Source organism: Pseudonocardia ailaonensis (assembly GCF_039531635.1).
Taxonomy (GTDB): Bacteria; Actinomycetota; Actinomycetes; order Mycobacteriales; family Pseudonocardiaceae; genus Pseudonocardia; species Pseudonocardia ailaonensis.
Genome location: NZ_BAAAQK010000018.1, coordinates 501,970 through 522,366, shown reverse-complemented (window position 1 = coordinate 522,366; position 20,397 = coordinate 501,970). Strand labels below are relative to the sequence as shown.

General features: G+C 73.7%; 20 protein-coding genes. 10 read left to right on the top strand and 10 right to left on the bottom strand.

Features of this window, described 5'->3' with window-relative positions:
• Positions 1–72 precede the first annotated feature (72 nt).
• The 3 genes from ABD324_RS24705 to ABD324_RS24695 are packed head-to-tail and all read left to right on the top strand — an operon-like array spanning position 73 to position 2,506.
• The gene (locus ABD324_RS24705; protein ID WP_344421632.1) at positions 73–852 is read left to right on the top strand and encodes a polysaccharide deacetylase family protein; all 780 of its coding nucleotides are present in this window, start codon (positions 73–75) and stop codon (positions 850–852) included.
• Between the two features lie 17 nt (positions 853–869).
• Positions 870–2,051, top strand: a complete 1,182-nt coding sequence (locus ABD324_RS24700) for a YncE family protein (RefSeq protein WP_344421629.1) — start codon at positions 870–872, stop codon at positions 2,049–2,051.
• On the top strand, positions 2,048–2,506 hold the full coding sequence (locus ABD324_RS24695; RefSeq protein WP_344421627.1) for a DUF2127 domain-containing protein: 459 nt from the start codon (positions 2,048–2,050) through the stop codon (positions 2,504–2,506). The genes ABD324_RS24700 and ABD324_RS24695 overlap by 4 nt, the downstream gene beginning before the upstream one ends.
• A 565-nt stretch (positions 2,507–3,071) precedes the next feature.
• Here the strand turns inward: ABD324_RS24695 and ABD324_RS24690 are convergent.
• The 6 genes from ABD324_RS24690 to ABD324_RS24665 form a co-directional block, all read right to left on the bottom strand.
• Positions 3,072–4,121: an FAD-dependent oxidoreductase gene (locus ABD324_RS24690; RefSeq protein ID WP_344421624.1), complete on the bottom strand. Its 1,050-nt coding sequence runs from the start codon at positions 4,119–4,121 to the stop codon at positions 3,072–3,074.
• 61 nt (positions 4,122–4,182) lie between these two features.
• Entirely contained in the window at positions 4,183–5,148 is a 966-nt protein-coding gene (locus tag ABD324_RS24685) for a threonine/serine dehydratase family protein (RefSeq protein WP_344421621.1), read from the bottom strand.
• A 20-nt stretch (positions 5,149–5,168) separates the two neighbouring features.
• Positions 5,169–5,489, bottom strand: coding sequence for a putative quinol monooxygenase (locus tag ABD324_RS24680; protein ID WP_344421619.1), 321 nt, complete (start codon positions 5,487–5,489; stop codon positions 5,169–5,171).
• Between the two features lie 93 nt (positions 5,490–5,582).
• Positions 5,583–7,292 (bottom strand): glycerol-3-phosphate dehydrogenase/oxidase, encoded by a 1,710-nt coding sequence (locus ABD324_RS24675; RefSeq protein ID WP_425565893.1) that lies wholly within the window; start codon positions 7,290–7,292, stop codon positions 5,583–5,585.
• Positions 7,293–7,377: 85 nt separating this feature from the next.
• Complete coding sequence (gene glpK, locus ABD324_RS24670) at positions 7,378–8,895, bottom strand: glycerol kinase GlpK (RefSeq protein WP_344421616.1); 1,518 nt, start codon at positions 8,893–8,895, stop codon at positions 7,378–7,380.
• Complete coding sequence (locus tag ABD324_RS24665) at positions 8,895–9,725, bottom strand: MIP/aquaporin family protein (RefSeq protein ID WP_344421613.1); 831 nt, start codon at positions 9,723–9,725, stop codon at positions 8,895–8,897. The genes glpK (ABD324_RS24670) and ABD324_RS24665 overlap by 1 nt, the downstream gene beginning before the upstream one ends.
• A 154-nt stretch (positions 9,726–9,879) precedes the next feature.
• Here ABD324_RS24665 and ABD324_RS24660 point away from each other — a divergent pair, with 154 nt between their 5' ends.
• The 6 genes from ABD324_RS24660 (at position 9,880) to ABD324_RS24635 (ending at position 15,848) form a co-directional block, all read left to right on the top strand.
• Positions 9,880–10,641, top strand: a complete 762-nt coding sequence (locus tag ABD324_RS24660) for an IclR family transcriptional regulator (protein ID WP_344421611.1) — start codon at positions 9,880–9,882, stop codon at positions 10,639–10,641.
• A 62-nt stretch (positions 10,642–10,703) separates the two neighbouring features.
• Positions 10,704–12,215 carry a glycerol kinase GlpK gene (glpK, locus tag ABD324_RS24655; RefSeq protein WP_344421609.1) on the top strand — a complete coding sequence of 504 codons (1,512 nt, stop codon included), beginning with the start codon at positions 10,704–10,706 and terminating at the stop codon, positions 12,213–12,215.
• A 154-nt stretch (positions 12,216–12,369) separates the two neighbouring features.
• A complete protein-coding gene (locus ABD324_RS24650) occupies positions 12,370–13,104 on the top strand; it encodes a Crp/Fnr family transcriptional regulator (RefSeq protein ID WP_344421606.1) in 735 nt (244 codons plus the stop codon).
• A 41-nt stretch (positions 13,105–13,145) separates the two neighbouring features.
• On the top strand, positions 13,146–13,304 hold the full coding sequence (locus ABD324_RS24645) for a hypothetical protein (RefSeq protein ID WP_344421603.1): 159 nt from the start codon (positions 13,146–13,148) through the stop codon (positions 13,302–13,304).
• A 140-nt stretch (positions 13,305–13,444) separates the two neighbouring features.
• Positions 13,445–14,743, top strand: coding sequence for a hypothetical protein (locus tag ABD324_RS24640; RefSeq protein ID WP_344421600.1), 1,299 nt, complete (start codon positions 13,445–13,447; stop codon positions 14,741–14,743).
• 97 nt (positions 14,744–14,840) lie between these two features.
• Entirely contained in the window at positions 14,841–15,848 is a 1,008-nt protein-coding gene (locus ABD324_RS24635) for a TerC family protein (protein WP_344421597.1), read from the top strand.
• On the opposite strand, the gene ABD324_RS24630 is transcribed toward ABD324_RS24635, so the two are convergent.
• Together ABD324_RS24630 and ABD324_RS24625 are read right to left on the bottom strand one after the other, a co-directional pair.
• Positions 15,841–16,152 (bottom strand): putative quinol monooxygenase, encoded by a 312-nt coding sequence (locus ABD324_RS24630; RefSeq protein ID WP_344421594.1) that lies wholly within the window; start codon positions 16,150–16,152, stop codon positions 15,841–15,843. The genes ABD324_RS24635 and ABD324_RS24630 overlap by 8 nt on opposite strands.
• Positions 16,153–16,182: 30 nt before the next feature.
• Positions 16,183–17,289: a PQQ-dependent sugar dehydrogenase gene (locus ABD324_RS24625; RefSeq protein WP_344421591.1), complete on the bottom strand. Its 1,107-nt coding sequence runs from the start codon at positions 17,287–17,289 to the stop codon at positions 16,183–16,185.
• Between the two features lie 207 nt (positions 17,290–17,496).
• On the opposite strand from ABD324_RS24625, the gene ABD324_RS24620 reads away from it, so the two are divergent.
• On the top strand, positions 17,497–18,153 hold the full coding sequence (locus tag ABD324_RS24620; protein ID WP_344421588.1) for a DedA family protein: 657 nt from the start codon (positions 17,497–17,499) through the stop codon (positions 18,151–18,153).
• On the opposite strand, the gene ABD324_RS24615 is transcribed toward ABD324_RS24620, so the two are convergent.
• Both ABD324_RS24615 and ABD324_RS24610 read right to left on the bottom strand, forming a co-directional pair.
• Complete coding sequence (locus ABD324_RS24615; protein ID WP_344421585.1) at positions 18,105–19,931, bottom strand: asparaginase; 1,827 nt, start codon at positions 19,929–19,931, stop codon at positions 18,105–18,107. The genes ABD324_RS24620 and ABD324_RS24615 overlap by 49 nt on opposite strands.
• Complete coding sequence (locus ABD324_RS24610) at positions 19,928–20,365, bottom strand: nitroreductase/quinone reductase family protein (protein ID WP_344421582.1); 438 nt, start codon at positions 20,363–20,365, stop codon at positions 19,928–19,930. The genes ABD324_RS24615 and ABD324_RS24610 overlap by 4 nt, the downstream gene beginning before the upstream one ends.
• Positions 20,366–20,397 lie beyond the last annotated feature (32 nt).

The window sequence follows — 20,397 nt, the reverse complement described above, 5'->3', positions numbered from 1 at the left end:
CCCCCGGCACGCCGCGGTCAGGGCCATGCCGAAGGGAGGTCGTGGCGGGTCGCTCGCTAGGGTTCCCTCCTCGTGAGGGTGAACGACGGCGTCGCGCCGGTCACGCGGCGTGCGCTGCTGTGGTCCGTGGCCGTGCTGCCGCTGGCGGCTGCCTGCTCCACCCCCGCCCCCGCCCCCGCCCCCGCCCCGGCCCCGGTGGCGGTGCCCGCGCCCACGACGCCGCCCCCGCCCGTCACCACCCGGCCGGTGGCCCCACCCACCGGTGAGGTCGCCCGGGCGAGCACCGGCCGTCCGGAGATCGCCCTGACCTTCCACGGCGCGGGCGACGAGGAGCTGGCCCGCGCGGTGCTCACCGCGCTGCACGACCGCGGTGCGGCGGTGACCGTGCTGGCCGTCGGGACCTGGCTCAGGCAGAGCCCGGACGCGGCGAAGATGGTCACCGGCCTCGGCCACGAGCTCGGTAACCACACGTACTCCCACGGCGACGTCGACTCCATGGGTGCCGCGTCCGTCCGCACCGAGATCGAGCGCTGCCGGGACCTGATCTCCGCCGCCATCGGCTCGCCCGGCGCGTTCTTCCGGCCCTCGCAGGCCCAGCACGCCACGCCGGAGGTCATCCGGCTCGCCGCCGCGGCGGGCTATCCGACCGTGCTGTCCTACGACGTCGACTCGAAGGACTTCACCGATCCCGGTGCCCTCGCGATCAGGCGCAACGTCGCCTCTGCCAGGCCCGGCAGCGTCGTCAGCATGCACCTGGGCCATCCCGGGACGCTGACGGCGATCCCGGGCCTGCTCGACGACCTCGCCGGCCGGGGGCTCACCCCGGTCACGGCGACCCGACTCTTCAGCTGACGCGAGAGGAAACGCGCGTGGGGATCTCCGTCCGGTTGAGGCTGCTCGCGGCCGCTCTGCTGGTGTTCGCGGCGGCGGGCTGCACCGCGGCCGCGCCGACCCCGACCGTCGCCCCGACCCCGGGTGCCGCGGCCGAGCCCGCGGCCACGCCCGTGGGCAACGGCCTGCCCGGGATGCCGCCGGTCACCGACCCGCACAACGTCGACGCCGCGGCCGGCGCCAACATGCTCTCCGACGCCGCGAAGGCGGCGAAGCCGCTGGTCTACGTGCCGCACACCAAGTCCGGCGAGGTCTGGGTGATCGACCCGACGACGTTCGCGACCGTCGGGAAGTACAAGCTCGGCGGCGAGCTGCAGCACGTCGTCCCGTCCTGGGACATGAAGACGCTCTACGCCACGGACGACACCACCAACAAGGTCACGCCGTTCGACCCGGTGACGGGCAAGCCGGGCGCGAACATCCCGGTGATCGACCCGTACAACATGTACTTCACGCCGGACGGCAAGTCCGCGATCTCGGTCGCCGAGGCCCGCCGCAAGCTCGTGTTCTACGACCCCCACACCTGGGCGGTCCAGGGCGAGCTGCAGACGCCGACGTGCATGGGCATCGACCACGCGGACTTCACGCCGGACGGGAGGACGGCGGTGTTCACCTGCGAGTTCGCCGGCCGCGTCGCCGTGATCGACATCGAGCACCGCACCCTGCTGCGCACGATCGACATGCCACAGCGCAACACCACCATGGGCCCGCAGGACATCAAGCTCGCGCCGGACGGCTCCGCGTTCTACATCGCGGACTCGCAGCAGGGCGGCCTCTGGGTGCTCGACAAGGACGCGACCAAGGTCGTCAAGCAGATCCCGACGGGTGGGGGCGCGCACGGCCTCTACCTCTCGCGGGACGCCAAGCAGCTGTACGTCACGAACCGGCACGAGGGCAGCGTCAGCGTGCTGGACTCCTACACCGGCGCGGTGCTGACCAAGTGGCAGATCCCCGGCGGCGGCAGCCCGGACATGGGCAACGTGACGGCGGACGGCAGCCAGCTCTGGCTCTCCGGCCGCTACGACAACGTGCTCTACGTGCTCTCGACGGCCGACGGCCACCTCATCCAGAAGATCCCGGTGGGCAACGGCCCGCACGGCCTGTGCGTCTGGCCGCAGCCCGGTCGCTACTCGTTGGGCCACACGGGCATCACGCGGTGAGGCTGTTCCGGGTCGCGCTCCTGATCAAGGGGATCGACGGGGCCGCCGAGCTGATCGGCGCGATCGTGCTGGTGCTCGTCTCCGGCGCGACCGTGCAGCGGCTCGTCGCGGACGTCCTGGCCCGGGACCTGCTCGGCCCGCCCGACGGGTCGCTGGCCCGGCACTTCGTGGCGGGGACGTCGGAGTTCGTGTCCGGCGACCGGACGTTCGCGGTGCTGTATCTGGCGCTGCACGGCGTCGTGAAGCTGGCGCTGGTGGTGGCGCTGCTGCGCAGGTGGCTACCGGCGTACCCGGTCGCCGTCGTGGTGTTGGGCGCGTTCGTCGTCTACGAGGTGGTCCGGGCGGTGCACACGGGCTCGATCCTGCTGCCCTTCCTCGCGGCCCTGGACACCGCGATCATCGTGCTGGTGATCCGGGAGTACGTGGTGCTGCGGAGGGTCGACCGAGCACGCTGACGGCCCTGGCCACCGCGAGACCGGACGCCGCGAAGGACCGTCGAGGACGTCGAGATCCGGCCGGGATCATGACGCTCATCGCGACCAGCAGGACACCCTCGAGCGCCGGGAGGAGCCACCGCAGCCCCGGCGCGAGCTCGGCGCGGTGATCAGCGCAGCCCCGGCGCGGGCTCGGTGCGGGCTCGGCGCAGCCCCGGCGCGGGCTCGGCGCGGGCTCGGCGCGGGCTCGGCGCGGGCTCGGCGCGGTGATCATCAGGACATCAGCGCACTCCGTCGATGATCAGCAGGACCTGGCTGTCGGATGATCAGTGAAAATCCGCGGCCACGTCCTGGTGATCTTTGCTCGTCATGATCATCAGGACATGAGCGATCGCCGGGCGTCCCGAGGTCCTGGTGATCATGGGAGGCAGGGTTGCGCAGCGCGGGGCGAGCGACACCCAGGGTCTGATGATCATGCTGACGGGGTGCGAGGTGCGGCGGACGGTGCCGTGAGGTCCTGATGATCATGTCGACGGGGTCTCGGCAGGTGGGGCAGCGGAGGCGGCGCGGTCAGGCGGCGGGGCGGTCAGGCGGCGGCGGGGCGGAGGTACTCCGCGAGCTCGTGGGCCGCGGCCCGGCCCGCCCGGTTGGCGCCGATCGTGCTCGCGCTGGGGCCGTAGCCCACGAGGTGCACGCGGGGGTCGAGGACCGCGCGGGTGCCGTCGAGGGCGATACCGCCCTCGGGGGAGCGCAGGTGCAGCGGGGCCAGGTGGCCGATCGCCGGCCGGAAGCCCGTCGCCCAGAGCAGCACGTCGGCCGGCTCGCGGGTGCCGTCGGCCCACTCCACGCCGTCCGGAGTGATCCGGGAGAACATCGGCCGCCGGTCGAGGATCCCCGCGTCGATCGCCTCGCGGTAGGCCGGCGTCAGGGGGAGGCCCGTCACGCTCACCACGGGACGCGGCGGGAGACCCTTCCGCACCCGTTCCTCGACGAGTGCGACGGCGGCCCGGCCGGCATCGGAGTCGAACGGGCCCTCCCGCCAGCGCGGCGGGGTCCGCGTCACCCATGTCGTCGCGGCGGCGACGGGCGCGAGCTGGAGCAGGAACTGCACCGCGGACGTCCCCCCACCGATCACCACGACCCGCTGTCCGCGGAAGGCCTCGGCGCCCGGGAAGTCGACGGCGTGGAGCTGGCGGCCACGGAACACGGCGGCGCCCGGGTAGCTGGGGACGAACGGATGCGTCCACGTGCCGGTGGCGTTGACCAGGGCCCTCGTCGTCCAAGCCTCACGATCGGTCTCGACCGCCAGCAGCTCCCCGGCCGACCGCACCGCGGTCACCCGCACCGGCCGTTCGACGGGGAGGGCGAAGGTCTTCTCGTAGGCCGCGAAGTACTCGGGGACGACCTCGTTCGCCGGCCGCGAGGGATCCTCCGGCGCGAACTCCAGCCCGGGCAGCGAGTGGATCCGGTGTGCCGCGAACGCGTCGCCGGAGACCCGCAGGCTGTCCCAGCGGTGCCGCCAGGCCCCGCCGGGCGCCTCCTCGGCGTCGAGCACCACGAAGTCCAGCCCGGCGCGGCGCAGGCCGTACGCGGTCGACAGGCCCGCCTGCCCGGCACCGATCACCACCACGTCCACGCCGCTCTCAACCCTGCCGCGGCCGGGATTGTTTCCGCAGCTCAGCAGGGCCGGTGAGCAGTCACAGGGGGAGGGTGGCGTTGCCGCCGCAGATCACGAGGCCGAGGCGGGTGTCGGGGCCGGTACGGGCGAGGATGCGGCGGGCGGCGGGGAGCAGGCAGCCGGCGGCGGGCTCGGCCCAGACCTTGGCGTGGTTCGCGAGGTCCTTGCTGCCCTGGACGGCCTCGTCGTCGCTCACCACGAGGATCTCCTGGACCAGGGCGACCACGTGGTCGTAGGTCAGGCGCGAGGCCGACGGCGCGCTCAGCGAGGTGACGATCGAGGAGAGGGCGACGGGCGTCGGCCCGCCGGCGGCGAGCGCGGCGGACATCGCCTCGGCGCCGGTGGTCTCCACACCCCAGATCCGGACGTCGGGGCGGCGGGCGCGCAGGGCCGCGGCCACCCCGGAGATCAGGCCGCCGCCACCCACGCTGACCAGGACGTCCGTGAGGTCGGCGGGGGCGTCGGCGTCGAGCTCGAGCCCAACGGTGCCCTGCGCGGCGACCACGACCGGATCGTCGAAGGGGTGCACCATCGTGCGCCCGGCCGCCTGCAGCTCCGCCGCCAGCGCGAAGGCGCCGGCGATGTCCGGGGTGAGCCGGACGTCCGAGCCGGTGGCGCGGCAGGCGGCGACCGTCGCGGGCGAGGCGGCCTCGGGCATGACGACGGCGGCGTCGACCCCGAGCGCGGCGGCCATCTCGGCCACGGCGATCCCGTGGTTCCCGCCGCTGACGGCGACGACCCCGGCCGAGCGCTCGGCCGGGGTCAGCGACAACAGCTTGGCCGCGGCCCCGCGGGCCTTGAAGGACCCGGTGCGCTGCAACAGCTCCAGCTTCGCCGTGACGGGGACGCCGAGCAGCGCGGACAGGCCGGGGCTCGACACCGTGGGGGTCCGCACGACGTGGCCGGCGATGGACTCGGCGGCCGCGCGGACGTCGTCGAGACCGACGAGCGTGGTGGCCGTGCTGCTGCTGTTCGGAACGGGCACCGCCCGATGGTGCTCCCGGGTCAGATCTCGCCCTGCTCCGGGGTGCCGGCGGGGATCGCGGTCAGCCGGCGGACGTCCATTGGCTTGGCCAGCTTGTCCGCGAGCTTGGGGCCGGCCTCGGCGAGCGCCGGCGCCTTGCCGTGCACGCGCAGGGCGTCGATCGACTCCCACTTCTCGACGAACACCAGGTCCGTGGAGTCCCCGATGGCCTCGTGCAGGGCGTACTGCACGCAGCCGGGCTCGGCGTGCACCTTCGGGATCGCCTCGAGCAGGACGTCCCGGACGGCCTGCTCGTGGCCGGGAGCGGGGGAGATGGTCGCGATGACGATCACAGGACTCATGGTCACATCCGACCCCACCCGACCCGTGAGTGGCAATAGTCGCTCCAGCGACTATTGCCACTCACGAGGTCGGCGGCGACCGGCCCCGCGCGGCTACGCGACGGGGACGACGTCCGGGGCGCCCATGCGGGCGCTGTCGGCGGTGGCGTCGTCGGGCATGGTCTGGCTCTCCCGTTCCGCGGCGACCCGGCCCCGGTAGTGCTCGACCTCCTTGGCCTTCTGCTCCTCCGTCCAGCCCAGGACGGGAGCGACCAGGTCCGCCACCTCCTGCGCCGCGCCGAGGCCGCGGTCGAAGGTCTCGATGCTGGTGCGCATCCGGCGGGTGAGGATGTCGTCGAGGTGCATCGCGCCCTCGTGCGAGGCCGCGTAGACGACCTCGGCGCGGATGTGGTCCGGCGCCCCTTCCAGGGGTTCGAGCAGTGACTTGTCCTGTTCGGACAGGCCCAGCACCTCGTCGATCAGCGAGCCGTACCGGCCGAGCAGGTACTCGATGCGGGCCGGGTGGACGTCCCAGCGCTCGGCGATCAGGTGCACCGAGTTCTGCAGCGCCTCCCAGCCGTCCGCCCCGAGCAGCGGGACGTTCTTCGTCGCGGACTCGGGGACCTTGGCGTCGAGACCGTGCACTGCCGCGTCGACGGCGTCCTTGGCCATCACCCGGTAGGTCGTGTACTTCCCGCCGGCCACCACGACCAGCCCCGGGACCGGGGTGGCGACGGCGTGCTCGCGGGAGAGCTTCGACGTGGACTCCGACTCCCCGGCCAGCAGCGGCCGCAGCCCCGCGTAGACGCCCTCGACGTCCTCGTGGGTGAGCGGCTGCTCCAGCACCGCGTTGACGTGCTCGAGCAGGTAGTCGATGTCCGCCTTCGACGCGGCCGGATGGGCCTTGTCGAGGTCCCAGTCCGTGTCCGTGGTCCCGATGATCCAGTGCCGCCCCCACGGGATGACGAACAGCACGGACTTCTCGGTGCGCAGGATCAGCCCGGACTCCGAGCGGATCCGGTCCCGCGGGACGACCAGGTGGATGCCCTTGGAGGCGCGGACGTGGAAGCGCCCGCGCTCGCCGGCGAGACCCTGGGTCTCGTCCGTCCACACGCCGGTGGCGTTGATGACCTGCTTGGCCCGGACCTTGATCGTCTCGCCCGTCTCCAGGTCGTGGACCTCGGCGCCGACCACCCGGCCGGCCTCCTTGAGCAGGCCGACCACCCGGGCCCGCGTGGCCACATGGGCGCCCCACGCGGCCGCCGTGCGGGCGACGAACATCGTGTGCCGGGCGTCGTCGACCTGGGCGTCGTAGTACTGCAGGGCGCCGACCAGGGCGTCCTTGCGCAGCGAAGGGACGATCTTGCGCGCGCCGCGGCGGGTCAGGTGCCGGTGGTGCGGCACGCCGCGGGCCTGCCCGGAGAGCAGCCCGAGGGTGTCGTAGAGCGCCACGCCGGAGCCGGCGTAGAGGCGTTCCCAGCCGCGGTGCTTGAGCGGGTACACGAACGGCACCGGGTGCACGAGGTGCGGCGCGATCTTCTGGATCAGCAGCCCCCGCTCCTGCAGGGCCTCCGCGACCAGGCGGAAGTCCAGCATCTCCAGGTACCGCAGCCCGCCGTGGATCAGCTTGGACGAGCGCGACGAGGTCCCCGCGGCGAAGTCCCGGGCCTCGACCAGGCCCACGCGCAGGCCGCGGGTGGCGGCGTCGAGGGCGGACCCGCTGCCCACGACACCGCCCCCGACGACGAGGACGTCGAGCTCTCCGGACGCCATGTCCGACAGAGCCCGGGCACGGGCCTCCGGGGAGAGCGCGACGGTCTTCATGGTGTTCCCTTCGGTGACGGGACGAACTGGTGGGAGGAGCCGACGGAGCGAACCATCGGCCGATGGTCCGCTCCGCAGGCGTCGCTCAGTCGACGTCCACCCAGTCCAGCGTCCGCTCGACCGCCTTCTGCCACCGGGCGTACGCGGTGTCACGCTGCTCACTCGTCCACTCGGGCGTCCAGCGCTTCGACTCGTTCCAGTTCTCGCGGAGCTCGTCCGGAGACTTCCAGAACCCGACGGCCAGGCCGGCCGCGTAGGCGGCACCCAATGCGGTGGTCTCCGCCACGACCGGGCGCGAGACCGGGATGCCGAGGACGTCCGCCTGGATCTGCATGCACAGCTCGTTGGCGGTGATGCCGCCGTCGACCTTGAGGACGTCGAGGTTCACCCCGGAGTCCTTCGCCATCGCGTCGGCCACGTCCCGGCTCTGGTAGCAGATCGCCTCCAGCGTGGCCCTGGCCAGGTGGGCGTTGGTGTTGAACCGGGACAGCCCGACGATCGCGCCGCGGGCGTCGCTGCGCCAGTACGGGGCGAACAGGCCCGAGAACGCGGGCACGAAGTACACGCCGCCGTTGTCCTCGACCTGGCGGGCCAGCGACTCCGACTCCGAGGCCCCGGAGATGATCCCCAGCTGGTCGCGCAGCCACTGCACGGCCGAGCCGGTGACCGCGATCGAGCCCTCCAGGGCGTACACCGCGGGATCGTCGCCGAACTTGTAACAGACCGTCGTCAGCAGCCCGGACTCCGAGCGGACCAGGTCCGTACCGGTGTTGAGCAGCATGAAGTTGCCGGTGCCGTAGGTGTTCTTGGCCTCGCCGGGCGCCAGGCAGACCTGCCCCACCATGGCCGCCTGCTGGTCGCCGAGGATGCCGGTGAGCGGCACCTCGCCGCCGAGGGGCCCGTTCGCCAGCGTCGTCCCGTAGGGGGTGGGCGAGCTCGACGAGCGGATCTCGGGCAGCATCGACCGGGGGATGTCGAACAGGGCGAGCAGCTCGTCGTCCCAGTCGAGGGTCTCCAGGTCCATGAGCATCGTGCGGCTGGCGTTGGTGACGTCCGTGACGTGCACGCCGCCGTTCACCCCGCCGGTCAGGTTCCACACCAGCCAGCTGTCCGTGTTGCCGAAGATCGCGTCCCCGCGCTCCGCCGCCTCGCGGGCGCCGTCGACGTTCTCCAGGATCCACTGGATCTTGCCGCCGGAGAAGTAGGTCGCCGGTGGGAGGCCGGCCTTGCGGCGGATGGTGTCGCCGTGGCCGTCGCGCTCCAGCTTGGACGCGATCCGGTCCGTCCGCGTGTCCTGCCAGACGATGGCGTTGTAGAGGGGACGCCCGGTGGTCCGGTCCCACACCACGGCCGTCTCGCGCTGGTTGGTGATGCCCAGCGCGGCCAGGTCGGAGGCCTTGAGGCCGGTCTTGTTCAGGCCCGTCTGGATCACCGAGGAGGTGCGCTCCCAGATCTCGACGGGATTGTGCTCGACCCAGCCGGCCTGCGGCAGGATCTGCTCGTGCTCGAGCTGGTGGCGGCCCACCTCGTTGCCGCCGTGGTCGAAGATCATGAAGCGGGAGCTCGTGGTCCCCTGGTCGACCGCGCCGACGTATTCCGCCATCAGCTCTCTCCCTTGTGCTCGGTCACGGGCTCGCGGCCCACGGGCTGGGGCTCGCTGTCGTCCGCCAGCAGGTAGCGGTCGATCAGCACCTTGAACAGCGCGCCACCCACCAGTGCGCCGATGACCGGCGCGACGATGGGCAACCACCAGTATTGATCACCGTTCTGGTCGAGGAACGCCGTCCCGTACCCGGTGACGAACGAGGCGAGGCGCGGCCCGAAGTCACGGGCCGGGTTGATCGCGTACCCGGCGTTGGCGCCCCACGCCATGCCGATCGCGACGACCAGCAGGCCGACGCACACCGGGGCCAGGTTCGACAGCGGCGGGTTGTTGCGCGTGTTCGTGAGCGCGAAGATCACGAACACCAGGATCGCGGTACCGATGATCTGGTCGAGGAAGGCCGTCGGGATGCCGACGCCGTCCCCGCCGTTGCCCGGCAACGTCGAGAAGATGCCCTGGGTCTTGATCGTGTGGCCCGGATCCATCCGGTTGATCAGATCCGAGTAGGTGACCCGGACGATCAGCGCGGCGACGAACGCGCCGAGGGTCTGGGCCGCCACGTACGGCAGCACCTTGCGCCAGGGGAAGCCCTGGTAGGCGGCCAGTGCCACGGTGACGGCGGGATTGAGGTGGGCGCCGGAGATCCGTCCCGCGACGTAGACGCCGAGCGTCACGCCGAGGCCCCAGGCCCACGCGATCGAGTCGTGGTCGCCCAGAGGACTGTCCTTCGTCGCCGTGACCACCTGCGCCACGACGCCGTTGCCGAACAGGATCAGGATCATCGTCCCGGCGAACTCGGCGCTCAGCTCGCCGAGGTAGGAGTTCCGCACTGAACTCTCCTTCCGGTGGGTGTCTGCCCGTCGGAGAACGGGAGAGCGGACGGTGTCCGAAGCTAGGAACCACCGTGCCCCGCGACAACGTGCGGCGTTCGACCATGTCGAACTGATCCTGACGACCACGTCACACGGTCGTACGCTCGGTCGCGTGCCGGGACCGATCCAGTCCGTGGAACGGGCGGCGGCGATCCTGCGGCTCCTCGGTGGCGCCGGTCGTCCGCTGGCCCTCGCGGAGCTGGCGGCCGCCCTCGACCTGCCCCGACCCACGGTGCACGGCCTGGTGCGGACGCTGCGCGAGGAGGGGCTCGTGGACCAGGACCGCGCCACCTCGCACTACCGGCCGGGCGCGGGGCTGCGCCGGCTGGGGACCGGCTGGGACCGCCACGACCTGCGCGCCCGGGCGATGAACTGGGCGGACGCCCTGGCCGGATCGTCAGGGTGCGCGGTGTTCCTCGCGGTGCCCGATCTGGCGGCGGCGATCGTGGTCCACCACGTGTTCCGCCCGGACGGCTCGCCGCAGACGCTGCGCACCAACACGGAGCAGCCGCTGCACGCCACGGCGTGGGGGAAGTGCCTGCTGGCGTTCGCGCCGGTCGCCACGCCGGCCCCCCGCGAGCTGGAGCTGCGCCGCTACACGGGCCGGACCGCCACGACCGTCGTGATGCTGGAGGCGCAGCTCGCCGGGGCCCGGTCCCGGGGCATGGCGACGGACGTCGGGGAGTACGAGGCGGGCGTCGGCGGGGCGGCGGTCCCGCTGCGCTCGGGCGGCGGACTGACGGTCGCCGCGCTGGGGATCGCGGCGCCCGTCGAGGACCTGTTCGGGGGCGGAGGCGAGCCGCGGCGGGCGCAGGCGGAGCAGCTGCAGCACGCGGGCCGGGAGATCTCGGCGCAGCTCGGATCCCTCCGATGAGCGAACGGCACGGTCGCTCCGTAGGTGTGAGCGAGAGTGCCGTTCGCTCATCGGGGGGTGGGGTGCGGGAACGGGTGGTCGCCGCGATCGACCAGGGGACGACGTCCACGCGGTGCCTGCTGTTCACGCGCTCGGGGCGGATGCTGGCCGTGGCGCAGCGCGAGCACCGCCAGCACTACCCCGAGTCCGGCCGGGTGGAGCACGACGCGGAGGAGATCTGGCGCAACGTCGCCCGCGTCGTCCCGGAGGCGCTGAAACGCGCGGGGCTCGGGCCGGAGAACATCGTCGCGCTGGGGATCGCGAACCAGCGGGAGACCACGCTCGTCTGGAACCGGCACACCGGCGTGCCCCTGGCCAGGGCGATCACCTGGCAGGACACCCGCACCGGGTCGATCGTCGCCGATCTGGTCGAGCAGGGACTGACCGACCTCTACTCCGCGACCAGCGGGTTCGGCCCCGCCGCCTACTTCGCCGGCCCGCGGCTGCGCTGGCTGCTCGACAACGTGCCCGGGGCGCGCGAGGGCGCCGAGGCCGGCGACGTGCTGTTCGGGACGATGGAGTCCTGGCTGATCTGGCGGCTCACCGGCGGGCCGGGTGGGAGCGGTGGCCCGCCCGGCGTGCACGTCACGGACGTGACCAACGCCAGCCGCACGATGATGATGGACCTCCGCACGCTGGAGTGGTCGCCCAAGCTGCTGGAGACGCTCGACGTGCCGGAGCGGATGCTGCCCGAGATCCGCTCCAACGCCGAGGTCTACGGCGTGTGCAGCGAGGTGCTGCCGGGCGTCCCGGTCGCCGGCGCGCTCGGGGACCAGCAGGCCGCGCTCGTCGGCCAGACCTGCTTCTCGCCCGGCGAGGTCAAGTGCACCTACGGCACCGGCGCGTTCCTGCTGAAGAACACCGGATCGCGGATCGGGGGATCGGCGCAGGGGCTGATCCCGACCGTCGGGTACCTGATGGGGGACACGCCCGTCTACGCGCTCGAGGGGTCGATCGCCGTCACCGGCTCGCTGGTGCAGTGGTTCCGGGACTCCCTGGGCATGATCGGCACCGCCGCGCAGATCGAGACGCTGGCGATGACCGTCCCGGACAACGGCGGCTGCTACGTCGTGCCGGCCTTCTCCGGCCTCTACGCGCCGCACTGGCAGCCGGACGCCCGCGGCGTGATCGTCGGCCTGACCAGCTACATCACCCGCGGGCACCTGGCCCGCGCGGTGCTGGAGGCCACCGCATGGCAGACGCGCGAGGTGGTCGACGCGATGAACGCCGAGTCCGGGATCCCGGTGAGCCGGCTCAAGGCCGACGGCGGGATGACGGCCGACCACCTGCTGATGCAGTACGTCGCGGACGTGCTGGACGTGCCGGTGGAGCGCCCGCTCGGGTCGGAGGCGGTGTCGCTCGGCGCGGCGTACGCGGCCGGTCTCGCGGTGGGCCACTGGCCGGACGCGGAGGTCCTGCGCGCCAACTGGCACCGGGCCGCGCGATGGGAACCCTCCATGGACCCGGCCGTGCGGGAACGGGAGCGGGAGAACTGGACGCGGGCGGTGCTGCGGAGCTACGGATGGGCGCGCTGAGATCGGCGCCGGGTTCCGTGACACCGTTCGTCTCCCTGTTGGTCTCCCGTCGCCTGCCGTCCACCGGTACTGCCGTGGTGGAGGGGGACGATTCGGACTCCGGTCCGGTACTTTCCGTGACGGCTGTCGGTCCGGTTCGGGGGGTGAGGGGACGGTGTCCGTCCCGGAGGTGCAGCGGACCCACGGCCTCGAGCAGCTGGATCCCGAGGCGTGGGCGGCGCTCTGGCCCGCGGGCCGCAGTGTGGGTCTGGGCCGCGGCGAGGCGGTGCTCAGCCAGGGCGGGTCGTCGGACGCGCTGTACCTCCTGGAGGAGGGCTACGTCTCGGTGACCGTGTCGACGGCGGACGGGGCCGAGGTGTTCCTGGCCTTCGACGGCCCGGGCTCGGTGCTCGGCGGGGTCGGCTTCCTCGACCACAGGCCGCGCTCCGGCACCGTCCGCGCGACGACGCCCGTCCGCGTGCGGGTGCTGTCCCGGCCGGTCGCCGAGCGGGTCACCGCGGCCCGGCCGACCGTGATGCTCGCCCTGACGTTGCTGGTCGCCGCGCGCACACGCGCGCTGGTGGACCGCCGGGTCCGCTACTCCCAGGGCTCGCTGTCCACCCGGATCGGCCGGGTGCTGGTGGACCACGCCCGGGACTTCGGGTCCCCGTCCGGGGACGGCCGGGGGGTCGTCCTCGACGCGCCGCTGTCGCAGCCCTGGATCGCGGACCTCGTGGGCGCGCGGCCGCGGATCGTCGGCCTCGAGCTGGCCCGGCTGCAGGCCGGCGGACTGATCGACACCGGCTACCGGGCACGCCCGCGCCGGCTCCGGGTGTTCGACGTGGCGGCGTTGGAGGAGTTCGTGGAGACCGACGCGGATGTGGCACGGATGCCACATCGGGCGGGCTGATCCGGGCGATCATTCCCCCGTTCGAGGGGGGAGGGGTCGCGATGCGGCACAACGGTCGCGAACCCGAGCAGGGTTCGGACGGGGAGCCCGAGGGCTCCCCGTCCGGGCCCACGGGTTTCAGCACGGATGCGGACGTGCTCGCCCTGCTCGGGCACGACGGAGCGGCACTACCGGCGGACTTCCGGCTCGAGTCCTGGTGACCGTGGCGCGGGTCTGAGCAGACCCACACGGCGCAGTCCGGGACGGTCCGGCGTCGCCCTGTGTAACCCGGTGCGGCGTTCGGGCGAGTGGAACAGCGGTGCCGCGATGGTCGCGGGCCGTGTTCTGCGGGGGTGCCGCGATGCCGCAGCAGGGGCTCGACCCCCTGCAGGAGGGGCTGCCGGGAGCCGTCGTCGAGGTGGTCGGCGCCCTGCGCGAGGTCTACTCCGCGGGGCCGTTCGAGCGGCTCCGGCAGGTCGAGCAGGCCATCGTGGCCGCGCGCGCCGACCGGCCCGACCTGGTCACGGTCTCGGTCGCGACCTCCTCGCGGATGCTCGGGCCGCGCCGCACGGACGCGGGCCGCACCGCCCTGCCCCGCTGGGAGTCGGTGCGGGCCTTCCTCGTGGTCCACGGAGTCGACCCGGAGCCCTTCGCGCCACGCTGGGCCTCGGCGCGGGAGGCGTGGACGGCGGACCAGGGTGCCGCTCCGGTTCCGGACGAGGCCGGGGACGCCCCGGGGGCTCCCGAGGCCGGGGCGGAACGGGCGCCCGCCCCCGCGGTGGGGCGGCCGGCTCCTCCGGCACAGGTCCCCGACGGCCCGGCCCGGCCTGCCGAGGACCCGGTCCGGCCGATCGACGGTTCCCCGCGGCCCGACGACGATGGGGTGCGGCCTGCCGACGGTCCCGTCCAGCCCGACGGCGATGGCGTGCGGCCTGCCGACGGTCCCGCCCGGCCCGCCGACGATCCGGTGCGGCCCGGCGACGGTGCCGCGCCCGACGTCGAGGTCGGGGCGGGCCCGGGCGAGCCCCCCGCGCCTGACGCCGACGCCCCGCAGGACCCGGCCGTCCCCCCGCCGGCCCCGGCTCCGGCTCCGCCGGCCCCGGGTCCGCCGGAGCCCCGCCGGCTCCGCCGGTCCGTCCTCCTCGCCCTCCTCGGTGGTGCCGTGGTGCTGTTCGGGCTCGGCACCGTCCTGGGGACCGTCCTCGGACGCACCGATCCCACAGCCTCGCTCCCGGACACGTCGGCACCCGGTCTGAGCTGCGCGGACACCCCGGCGACCGCCCGGGTCGCGATCCGCGCGGTGGTGGCCGCGGACGGCGGCCCGGACCTGCCCGCCGCGGCCCGCGTGGACATCGCCGTCACCCGTGCCCCCGATCCCGGTCACACCTACTGGCTGGTGCTGAGCCGCCCGGCCGGCACTCTCGGCGCCGCCGCCCCGGTACGCGCCGATCCCGGGCCGGCAGCCGTCCCGGTGGACCTGGGGGCCACCGGGACCGGACCGCGCGACCTCCTGGTCGCCGAGGCCGACACCGCGGCCGCCGGGTGGCTGGCGGCGAGCACCGCCCATGCCGCCGACCCGGCCTGGTCCGGCGCCCGCACGACCCTGCCGCCCGGCGCCGTCGCCGTCTCCGGAACCTGTCGGGTCACCCCGGTCCGGTGACGGGAGTGACAGGAGTCCGATTCGTCCGGAACTCGGTTCGTCGGTAGCCTCGCCCCGGACAGGCCCGCACCGGGCCCGGACGAAGGGTGGAGATTCCGTGCTCGAGGTCTCCGGGCTCGCATGGGCCGCGACGATCGGCGTGATCGTCCTGCTGCTCGCGCTGGACCTGATCGTCGCGGCGGCGCGCCCGCACCGGGTCGGCTTCCGCGAGGCCGTGCTGTGGTCGGTCTTCTACATCGCCGTCGCGATCGCGTTCGGCGTCGTCTTCTGGATGCTCGCCGGCTCCCAGTTCGGCATCGAGTACTTCTCGGGCTACATCGTCGAGAAGAGCCTCTCGGTCGACAACCTGTTCGTCTTCGTGATCATCATGACGACGTTCTCGGTCCCGGAGGAGCACCAGCACAAGGTCCTGACCTTCGGGATCGTGCTGGCGTTGATCATGCGCGGCATCTTCATCGCCGTGGGCGCGACGCTGCTCAACGCCTTCTCGTTCATGTTCCTGCTGTTCGGGCTGCTGCTGCTCTTCACCGCCGTGCAGCTGTTCCGGCACCGCGACGAGGACCCGGACGTCGAGGACAACGCGGTGGTCAAGGGGGCGCGGCGGCTCTTCCCGGTCACCGACGAGTACCACGGCGGCAGGCTCTTCGCGAGGATCGACGGCAAGCGGTTCGCCACCCCGCTGTTCATCGTCCTCGTCGCCATCGGGGGCATCGACCTGCTCTTCGCGCTGGACTCGATCCCCGCGGTGTTCGGCGTGACCAGCGAGGCGTTCATCGTCTTCGCCGCCAACGCGTTCGCCCTGCTCGGGCTGCGCGCGCTGTTCTTCCTGGTGAAGGGCCTGCTGGACCGGCTCGTCTACCTGTCCGCGGGGCTGGCCGTGATCCTGGCGTTCATCGGCGTGAAGCTGATCCTGCACTGGCTGCACGTCGACATCGCCCCGGGCGTGCCGGAGATCCCGACCCCGCTGAGCCTCGGCGTGATCGTCGGCATCCTGGTGATCGTGACCGTCGCGAGCCTGGTCAAGACCCGCAACGACCCCGCGGCCACGGCCCACCCGGGCTCGCTGCGGGCGTCGAGGAAGAAGGCGGACGAGGGCGCTAGCTGAGCCCGGGGCCGCCGACCGGGTTGAGCTCGATGAACTCGGGCGGGCCCGCGAGCAGCGGCAGCACCTCGCCGAAGCCGGCCTCGCCGAGGTCCCGGTTGAGGGCCGCGTCCGAGGCGGCCTCGTCGGACCACACCTCGGTGACCCAGACGGCGTCCTCCTCGTCCGGCGTCCGGTTCACGACGTAGAGCTCGCAGCCCGGCGCGGTGCGCATCCCCTCGGCGACCTTGAGGAGGCCCTCGGCCAGCGCCGCCCCGCTCCCGGGCACCGCCACCATCCGTACGTACCTGCCGACCCGGGTGTTCACCGGGAGAACGGTAGCGGGACGCGCTGCCGGTCAGCCCACCGGCAGGACGAGGATCCGGTCGTCGTCGCCGGTGGGGGAGCCGCGCCCGTCCCGGTTGCTGGTGGTGAACCAGACCGAGCGGCCGTCCGGGGCGGTGGCGGCGCCGCGGATCCGGCCGAACTCGCCCTGCGCCAGGGCCTGCGGGGTGCCGACACCGGCACCGGCGAGCGGCACCTCCCAGATCCGCGCGCCCCGCAGCGCGGCGACGTACAGCGAGCCTCCGGCGATCGCGAGCCCGCTCGGCGAGGCCTCGTCGGTGGTCCACTGGACCAGCGGATCGGTGTAGCCCGCCCGCTTCCCGATGCCCTCGACGACCGGCCAGCCGTAGTTCCCGCCGGGCGTGATCAGGTTGACCTCGTCGTAGGTGTTCTGGCCGAACTCGGTGGCCCACAGCCGGCCCTGGGGGTCGAAGGCCAGGCCCTGGACGTTGCGGTGCCCGTAGCTGTACACGGCGGTGCCGAACGGGTTGCCGGGCGCCGGCGCCCCGTCCGTGGTCACCCGGAGGATCTTGCCGCCGAGGTCCGCGCGGTCCTGGGCGGGATCGCGGCGGCCCGCCTCGCCGGTGGCGACGTAGAGGAACCCGTCCGGCCCGAACGCGACGGCGCCGCCGTTGTGGATGGAGCCCTTCGGGATCCCGGTGACGACGGGCTGCTGGCGGGCCCCGTCGATCGTCCCGTCCGCGGCGGCGGTCAGCCGGACGACCCGGTTGTCGTCGGCCCCGGTGAAGGAGACGTAGACGGCCCGGTCGGTCGCGTAGCCGGGGGAGACCGCGATTCCCATCAGCCCGCCCTCGCCCTGCGGGGAGACGCCGGCGACGGTGCCGACCGGCGTGACCTTCCCGTCCGGCGCGACCCGCGAGATCCGGGCGGCTTTCCGCTCGGTGACCAGCGCGGACCCGTCGGGGAGGAAGGCCAGACCCCACGGCACCTCGAGGCCGGTGGTGATCACGCGCGGGCCGCCGGGAGCCGGGGCGGACTGAGGGGTCGCCCGGGCGGGCGTGGTCGCCCCCGGCCCGGTCGGCGTCCCGGCGGAGCACCCCGCGAGGAGCCCCACCGCCAGCACCGCCACCGCGAGCTGACGCCGGGGCGCCCCCAGCACCGGGGAACGCCACTTGGGTCGCCCGTGTGGCGTCGGCGCGGGCGGGGTGGAGCGGGGAGTCGGGCGCACCTCCCCGACCGTAGCGGGGTGAGTCGGGCGGGGCGTGCCGGAGCGGGACGAACCGGACCGGGACGGGTGCGGGCACCCCGCGGGATCCGGTGGGTGGCCCCCTGACACCCCGCCCGGCCCGTCGGGCACGCTGGACACATGAGCGTGGACAGCATCCTGGAGGCGATCCCGCCGATCGCGGTGTACCTGATCGTCGGCCTCGTCGTCGGGGTGGAGAGCCTCGGGATCCCGCTGCCCGGCGAGATCGTGCTCGTGAGCGCCGCGCTGCTGTCCTCGCAGCACGAGCTGGCCGTGAACCCGATCGGGGTGGGTGCGGTCGCGGTGGCGGGCGCGGTGATCGGGGACTCGATCGGCTACCTGGTCGGCCGCCGCTACGGGCTCGCGCTGTTCGAGAAGCTGGGTCGCCGGTTCCCGAAGCACGCCGGGCCCAAGCACGTCGCGCTGGCCGAGCGGCTGTTCGCGCGGTGGGGCATGTGGGCGGTGTTCGTCGGCCGGTTCGTCGCGCTGCTGCGGATCTTCGCCGGGCCGCTCGCGGGCGCGCTGGGCATGCACTACCCGCGCTTCCTGATCGCCAACGTCGGCGGCGCGCTGGCCTGGGCCGGCGGCACCACGGCGGCGGTCTACTTCCTCGGGCTCGCCGCCGAGAAGTGGCTCTCCCGCTTCTCCTGGATCGGGCTGATCGTGGCCGTGCTCGTCGGGCTGGGCGTGGCGCTGGTGGTCCGGCACCGCACCGAGAAGCTCCTCGATCAGGAGGAGGACCCGACCGCCTCGACGGAGCCGACCTCCACCCCGTGACCCAGCACCGGCACGTGCGCGATCTCCTCGGGCACGGTCCCCAGCACCGCGGCGACGATCGCCGGTAGCGGTCGCGGGCTGCCGTCCAGGACCTTGACGGCCAGGGCCCGCCCGTCCGGCAGGGCCGCCGCGAACACGCCCTCGGCGCCGTCCTTCGCGATCAGCCCGGGCACGGCCTCGATCAGCCGGGTCGGCAGCCGTCCGGTCCCGCCGAGCCACCACGGGTTTCCCCGGATCGCCGCGGCGACCCGGCCCTCGGGCGTCCCGGGGTCCGCGGTGGCGAGCGCGGCGAACGCCCGGGCCAGGCCCGCCACCGTCGTCGAGAACAGGGGCGCGCCGCAGCCGTCGACGGCCACGTGGGTGGCGTCCGCGCCGGTCAGGGCCTCGACGTGGGCCCGGACGGCCCGCTGCAGCGGATGTCCCGGGTCCCGGTAGGTCGCGAGGTCCCACCCGTTGGCCACGCAGGTCGCGAGCATCGCGGCGTGCTTCCCGGAGCAGTTCTGCGCGAGTGACGACGGCGGGGTGCCGGCCACCCGCCAGGCCGCGGCCAGGTCGGCGTCGAGCGGAAGGTCCGGGGTGTTCTGCAGGAAGCCCTCGTCGAGCCCGGCGCCGGCGAGGATCCGGGCGGCCCCGTCGAGGTGCCCGGGCTCGCCGGAGTGGCTGGCCGCGGCCAGGGCGAGCAGCTCGCCGTCGAGGTCGAGGCCGGCGCGCAGCATCGCTGCCGCCTGCACGGGCTTGAGGGCGGACCGGGGGAAGAACACCGCCTCCGGCCGCCCGGCCTGCCGGTCCGCCTGGACGGCGATCAGGTCCGTCTCGTGCACCCCACCGGACCGCAACGCCGGGACCAGCCGGTTGGCCGCCGCGACGGCGTCCTGCAGCGCCATGAGGATCCCGTTCCCGCCGACCGGGGAGATCACGTGCGCGGCGTCGCCGATCAGCAGGAGCCCCGGCCGGTGCCAGGTGTCGACGCGCGCGATCTCCACCGACAGCAGCGTCGTCTGCCCGAACTCGGCGAGCAGGTCCGCGCGATCGGCCAGCCAGCCGACGTGCTCGCGCAGGAACGCCCGGATCGGCTCCACACCCGCGGCCCGGGCCGCCGCGTACCCGCCCTTGGGCAGCGAGTATCCGACCTGCCAGTTCTCGGGCCCGGCCAGCAGGCCGACGTAGTGGTCCGCCCCGAAGTAGAGGTCGACGTCCGCGTCCGGCGGATCGGTGTCTCGGTGAGGCAGCTCGAACCACAGGATGTCCGTCTGCGCGCCGAGCGAGCGCGCGGGCAGCCCCGCCAGGTTCCGGACCTTGGAGAACCGCCCGTCCGCGGCGACCACCAGCGAGGCCGGCAGCTCCTCCTCGCCGATCCGCACGCCCGTCACCACGCCGTCCTCCTCGACCAGCCCGGACACCCGCGCGCCCGTGCGCAGCTCGAACGAGGGGTACCGGAGGGACTCCGAGGCCAGGTAGTCGAGGAACCGCGCCTGCGGCATCAGCGCGACGTACGGGAACCTGCTGTCCAGCGCCCCGTAGTCGGTCGGCGTCAGCGTGCCGGCAGGGGTGTGGAAGCGGAACCATCGCGCCGGATGGTGCGGCAGCGCCAGCAGCCCGTCCGCCAGCCCGAGCTGGTCGAGCAGCTCGAGGGTCCAGGGGTGCAGCGAGTCCCCGCGGAAGCGCCGGTCGAAGTCCTTGTGCGCCTCGAGGAGCGTCACGGGGATGCCGGCGCGGGCGAGGAGATGGGCCAGCAGCATCCCGCCCGGCCCGCCGCCGACCACCCGCACGGGCGTCATCGGGGTTCCAGCCGGAAGACCGCGAGGCTGTCGAGGTGCTCGGCGATCTCCTCCACGGAGGCGTCGGGCCCGACGGGGAAGGCCCGCAGCGCCCACGGCACGGTGACCGCCCGCAGGTAGGCGGCGACCGCGGCCGTGGTCTCGCCCGGCCCGGCGAGCGCGGCCGTGACCTGCACGGACCCGTCCGCGGAGGCGATCTCGGCGACCGGCTCCGCCCGGAGGTTGTGCACCCAGGCGCGCGTCGGGTCGGGGGAGACGAGGTACTCCCGGCCGTCGAGCAGCAGCACGCCGAGCGGCGTCTCGCGGGTCGCGCCGCTCCGCCGGCCGGTGCTGCGCAGCACCCGCAGGGCGTAGCCGCCCTCGGCGAGGGGCTGCGCCGGTCCGTCGAGGATCGTGCGGGTCATCTGTGCGTTGATCGCCACCACATCCGGCATGCCCGCCAGGCTACGCGAATATCTCCATCATC

Excerpts from the sequence above, each read along its gene's own strand:
- ABD324_RS24680 (WP_344421619.1), bottom strand. The coding sequence starts at position 5,489 with ATGAGTCCTGTGATCGTCATCGCGACCATCTCCCCCGCTCCCGGCCAC.
- ABD324_RS24675 (WP_425565893.1), bottom strand. The coding sequence starts at position 7,292 with ATGAAGACCGTCGCGCTCTCCCCGGAGGCCCGTGCCCGGGCTCTGTCG.
- glpK (WP_344421616.1), bottom strand. The coding sequence starts at position 8,895 with ATGGCGGAATACGTCGGCGCGGTCGACCAGGGGACCACGAGCTCCCGC.
- ABD324_RS24645 (WP_344421603.1), top strand. The coding sequence starts at position 13,146 with ATGCGGCACAACGGTCGCGAACCCGAGCAGGGTTCGGACGGGGAGCCC.
- ABD324_RS24640 (WP_344421600.1), top strand. The coding sequence starts at position 13,445 with ATGCCGCAGCAGGGGCTCGACCCCCTGCAGGAGGGGCTGCCGGGAGCC.
- ABD324_RS24620 (WP_344421588.1), top strand. The coding sequence starts at position 17,497 with ATGAGCGTGGACAGCATCCTGGAGGCGATCCCGCCGATCGCGGTGTAC.
- ABD324_RS24615 (WP_344421585.1), bottom strand. The coding sequence starts at position 19,931 with ATGACGCCCGTGCGGGTGGTCGGCGGCGGGCCGGGCGGGATGCTGCTG.
- ABD324_RS24610 (WP_344421582.1), bottom strand. The coding sequence starts at position 20,365 with ATGCCGGATGTGGTGGCGATCAACGCACAGATGACCCGCACGATCCTC.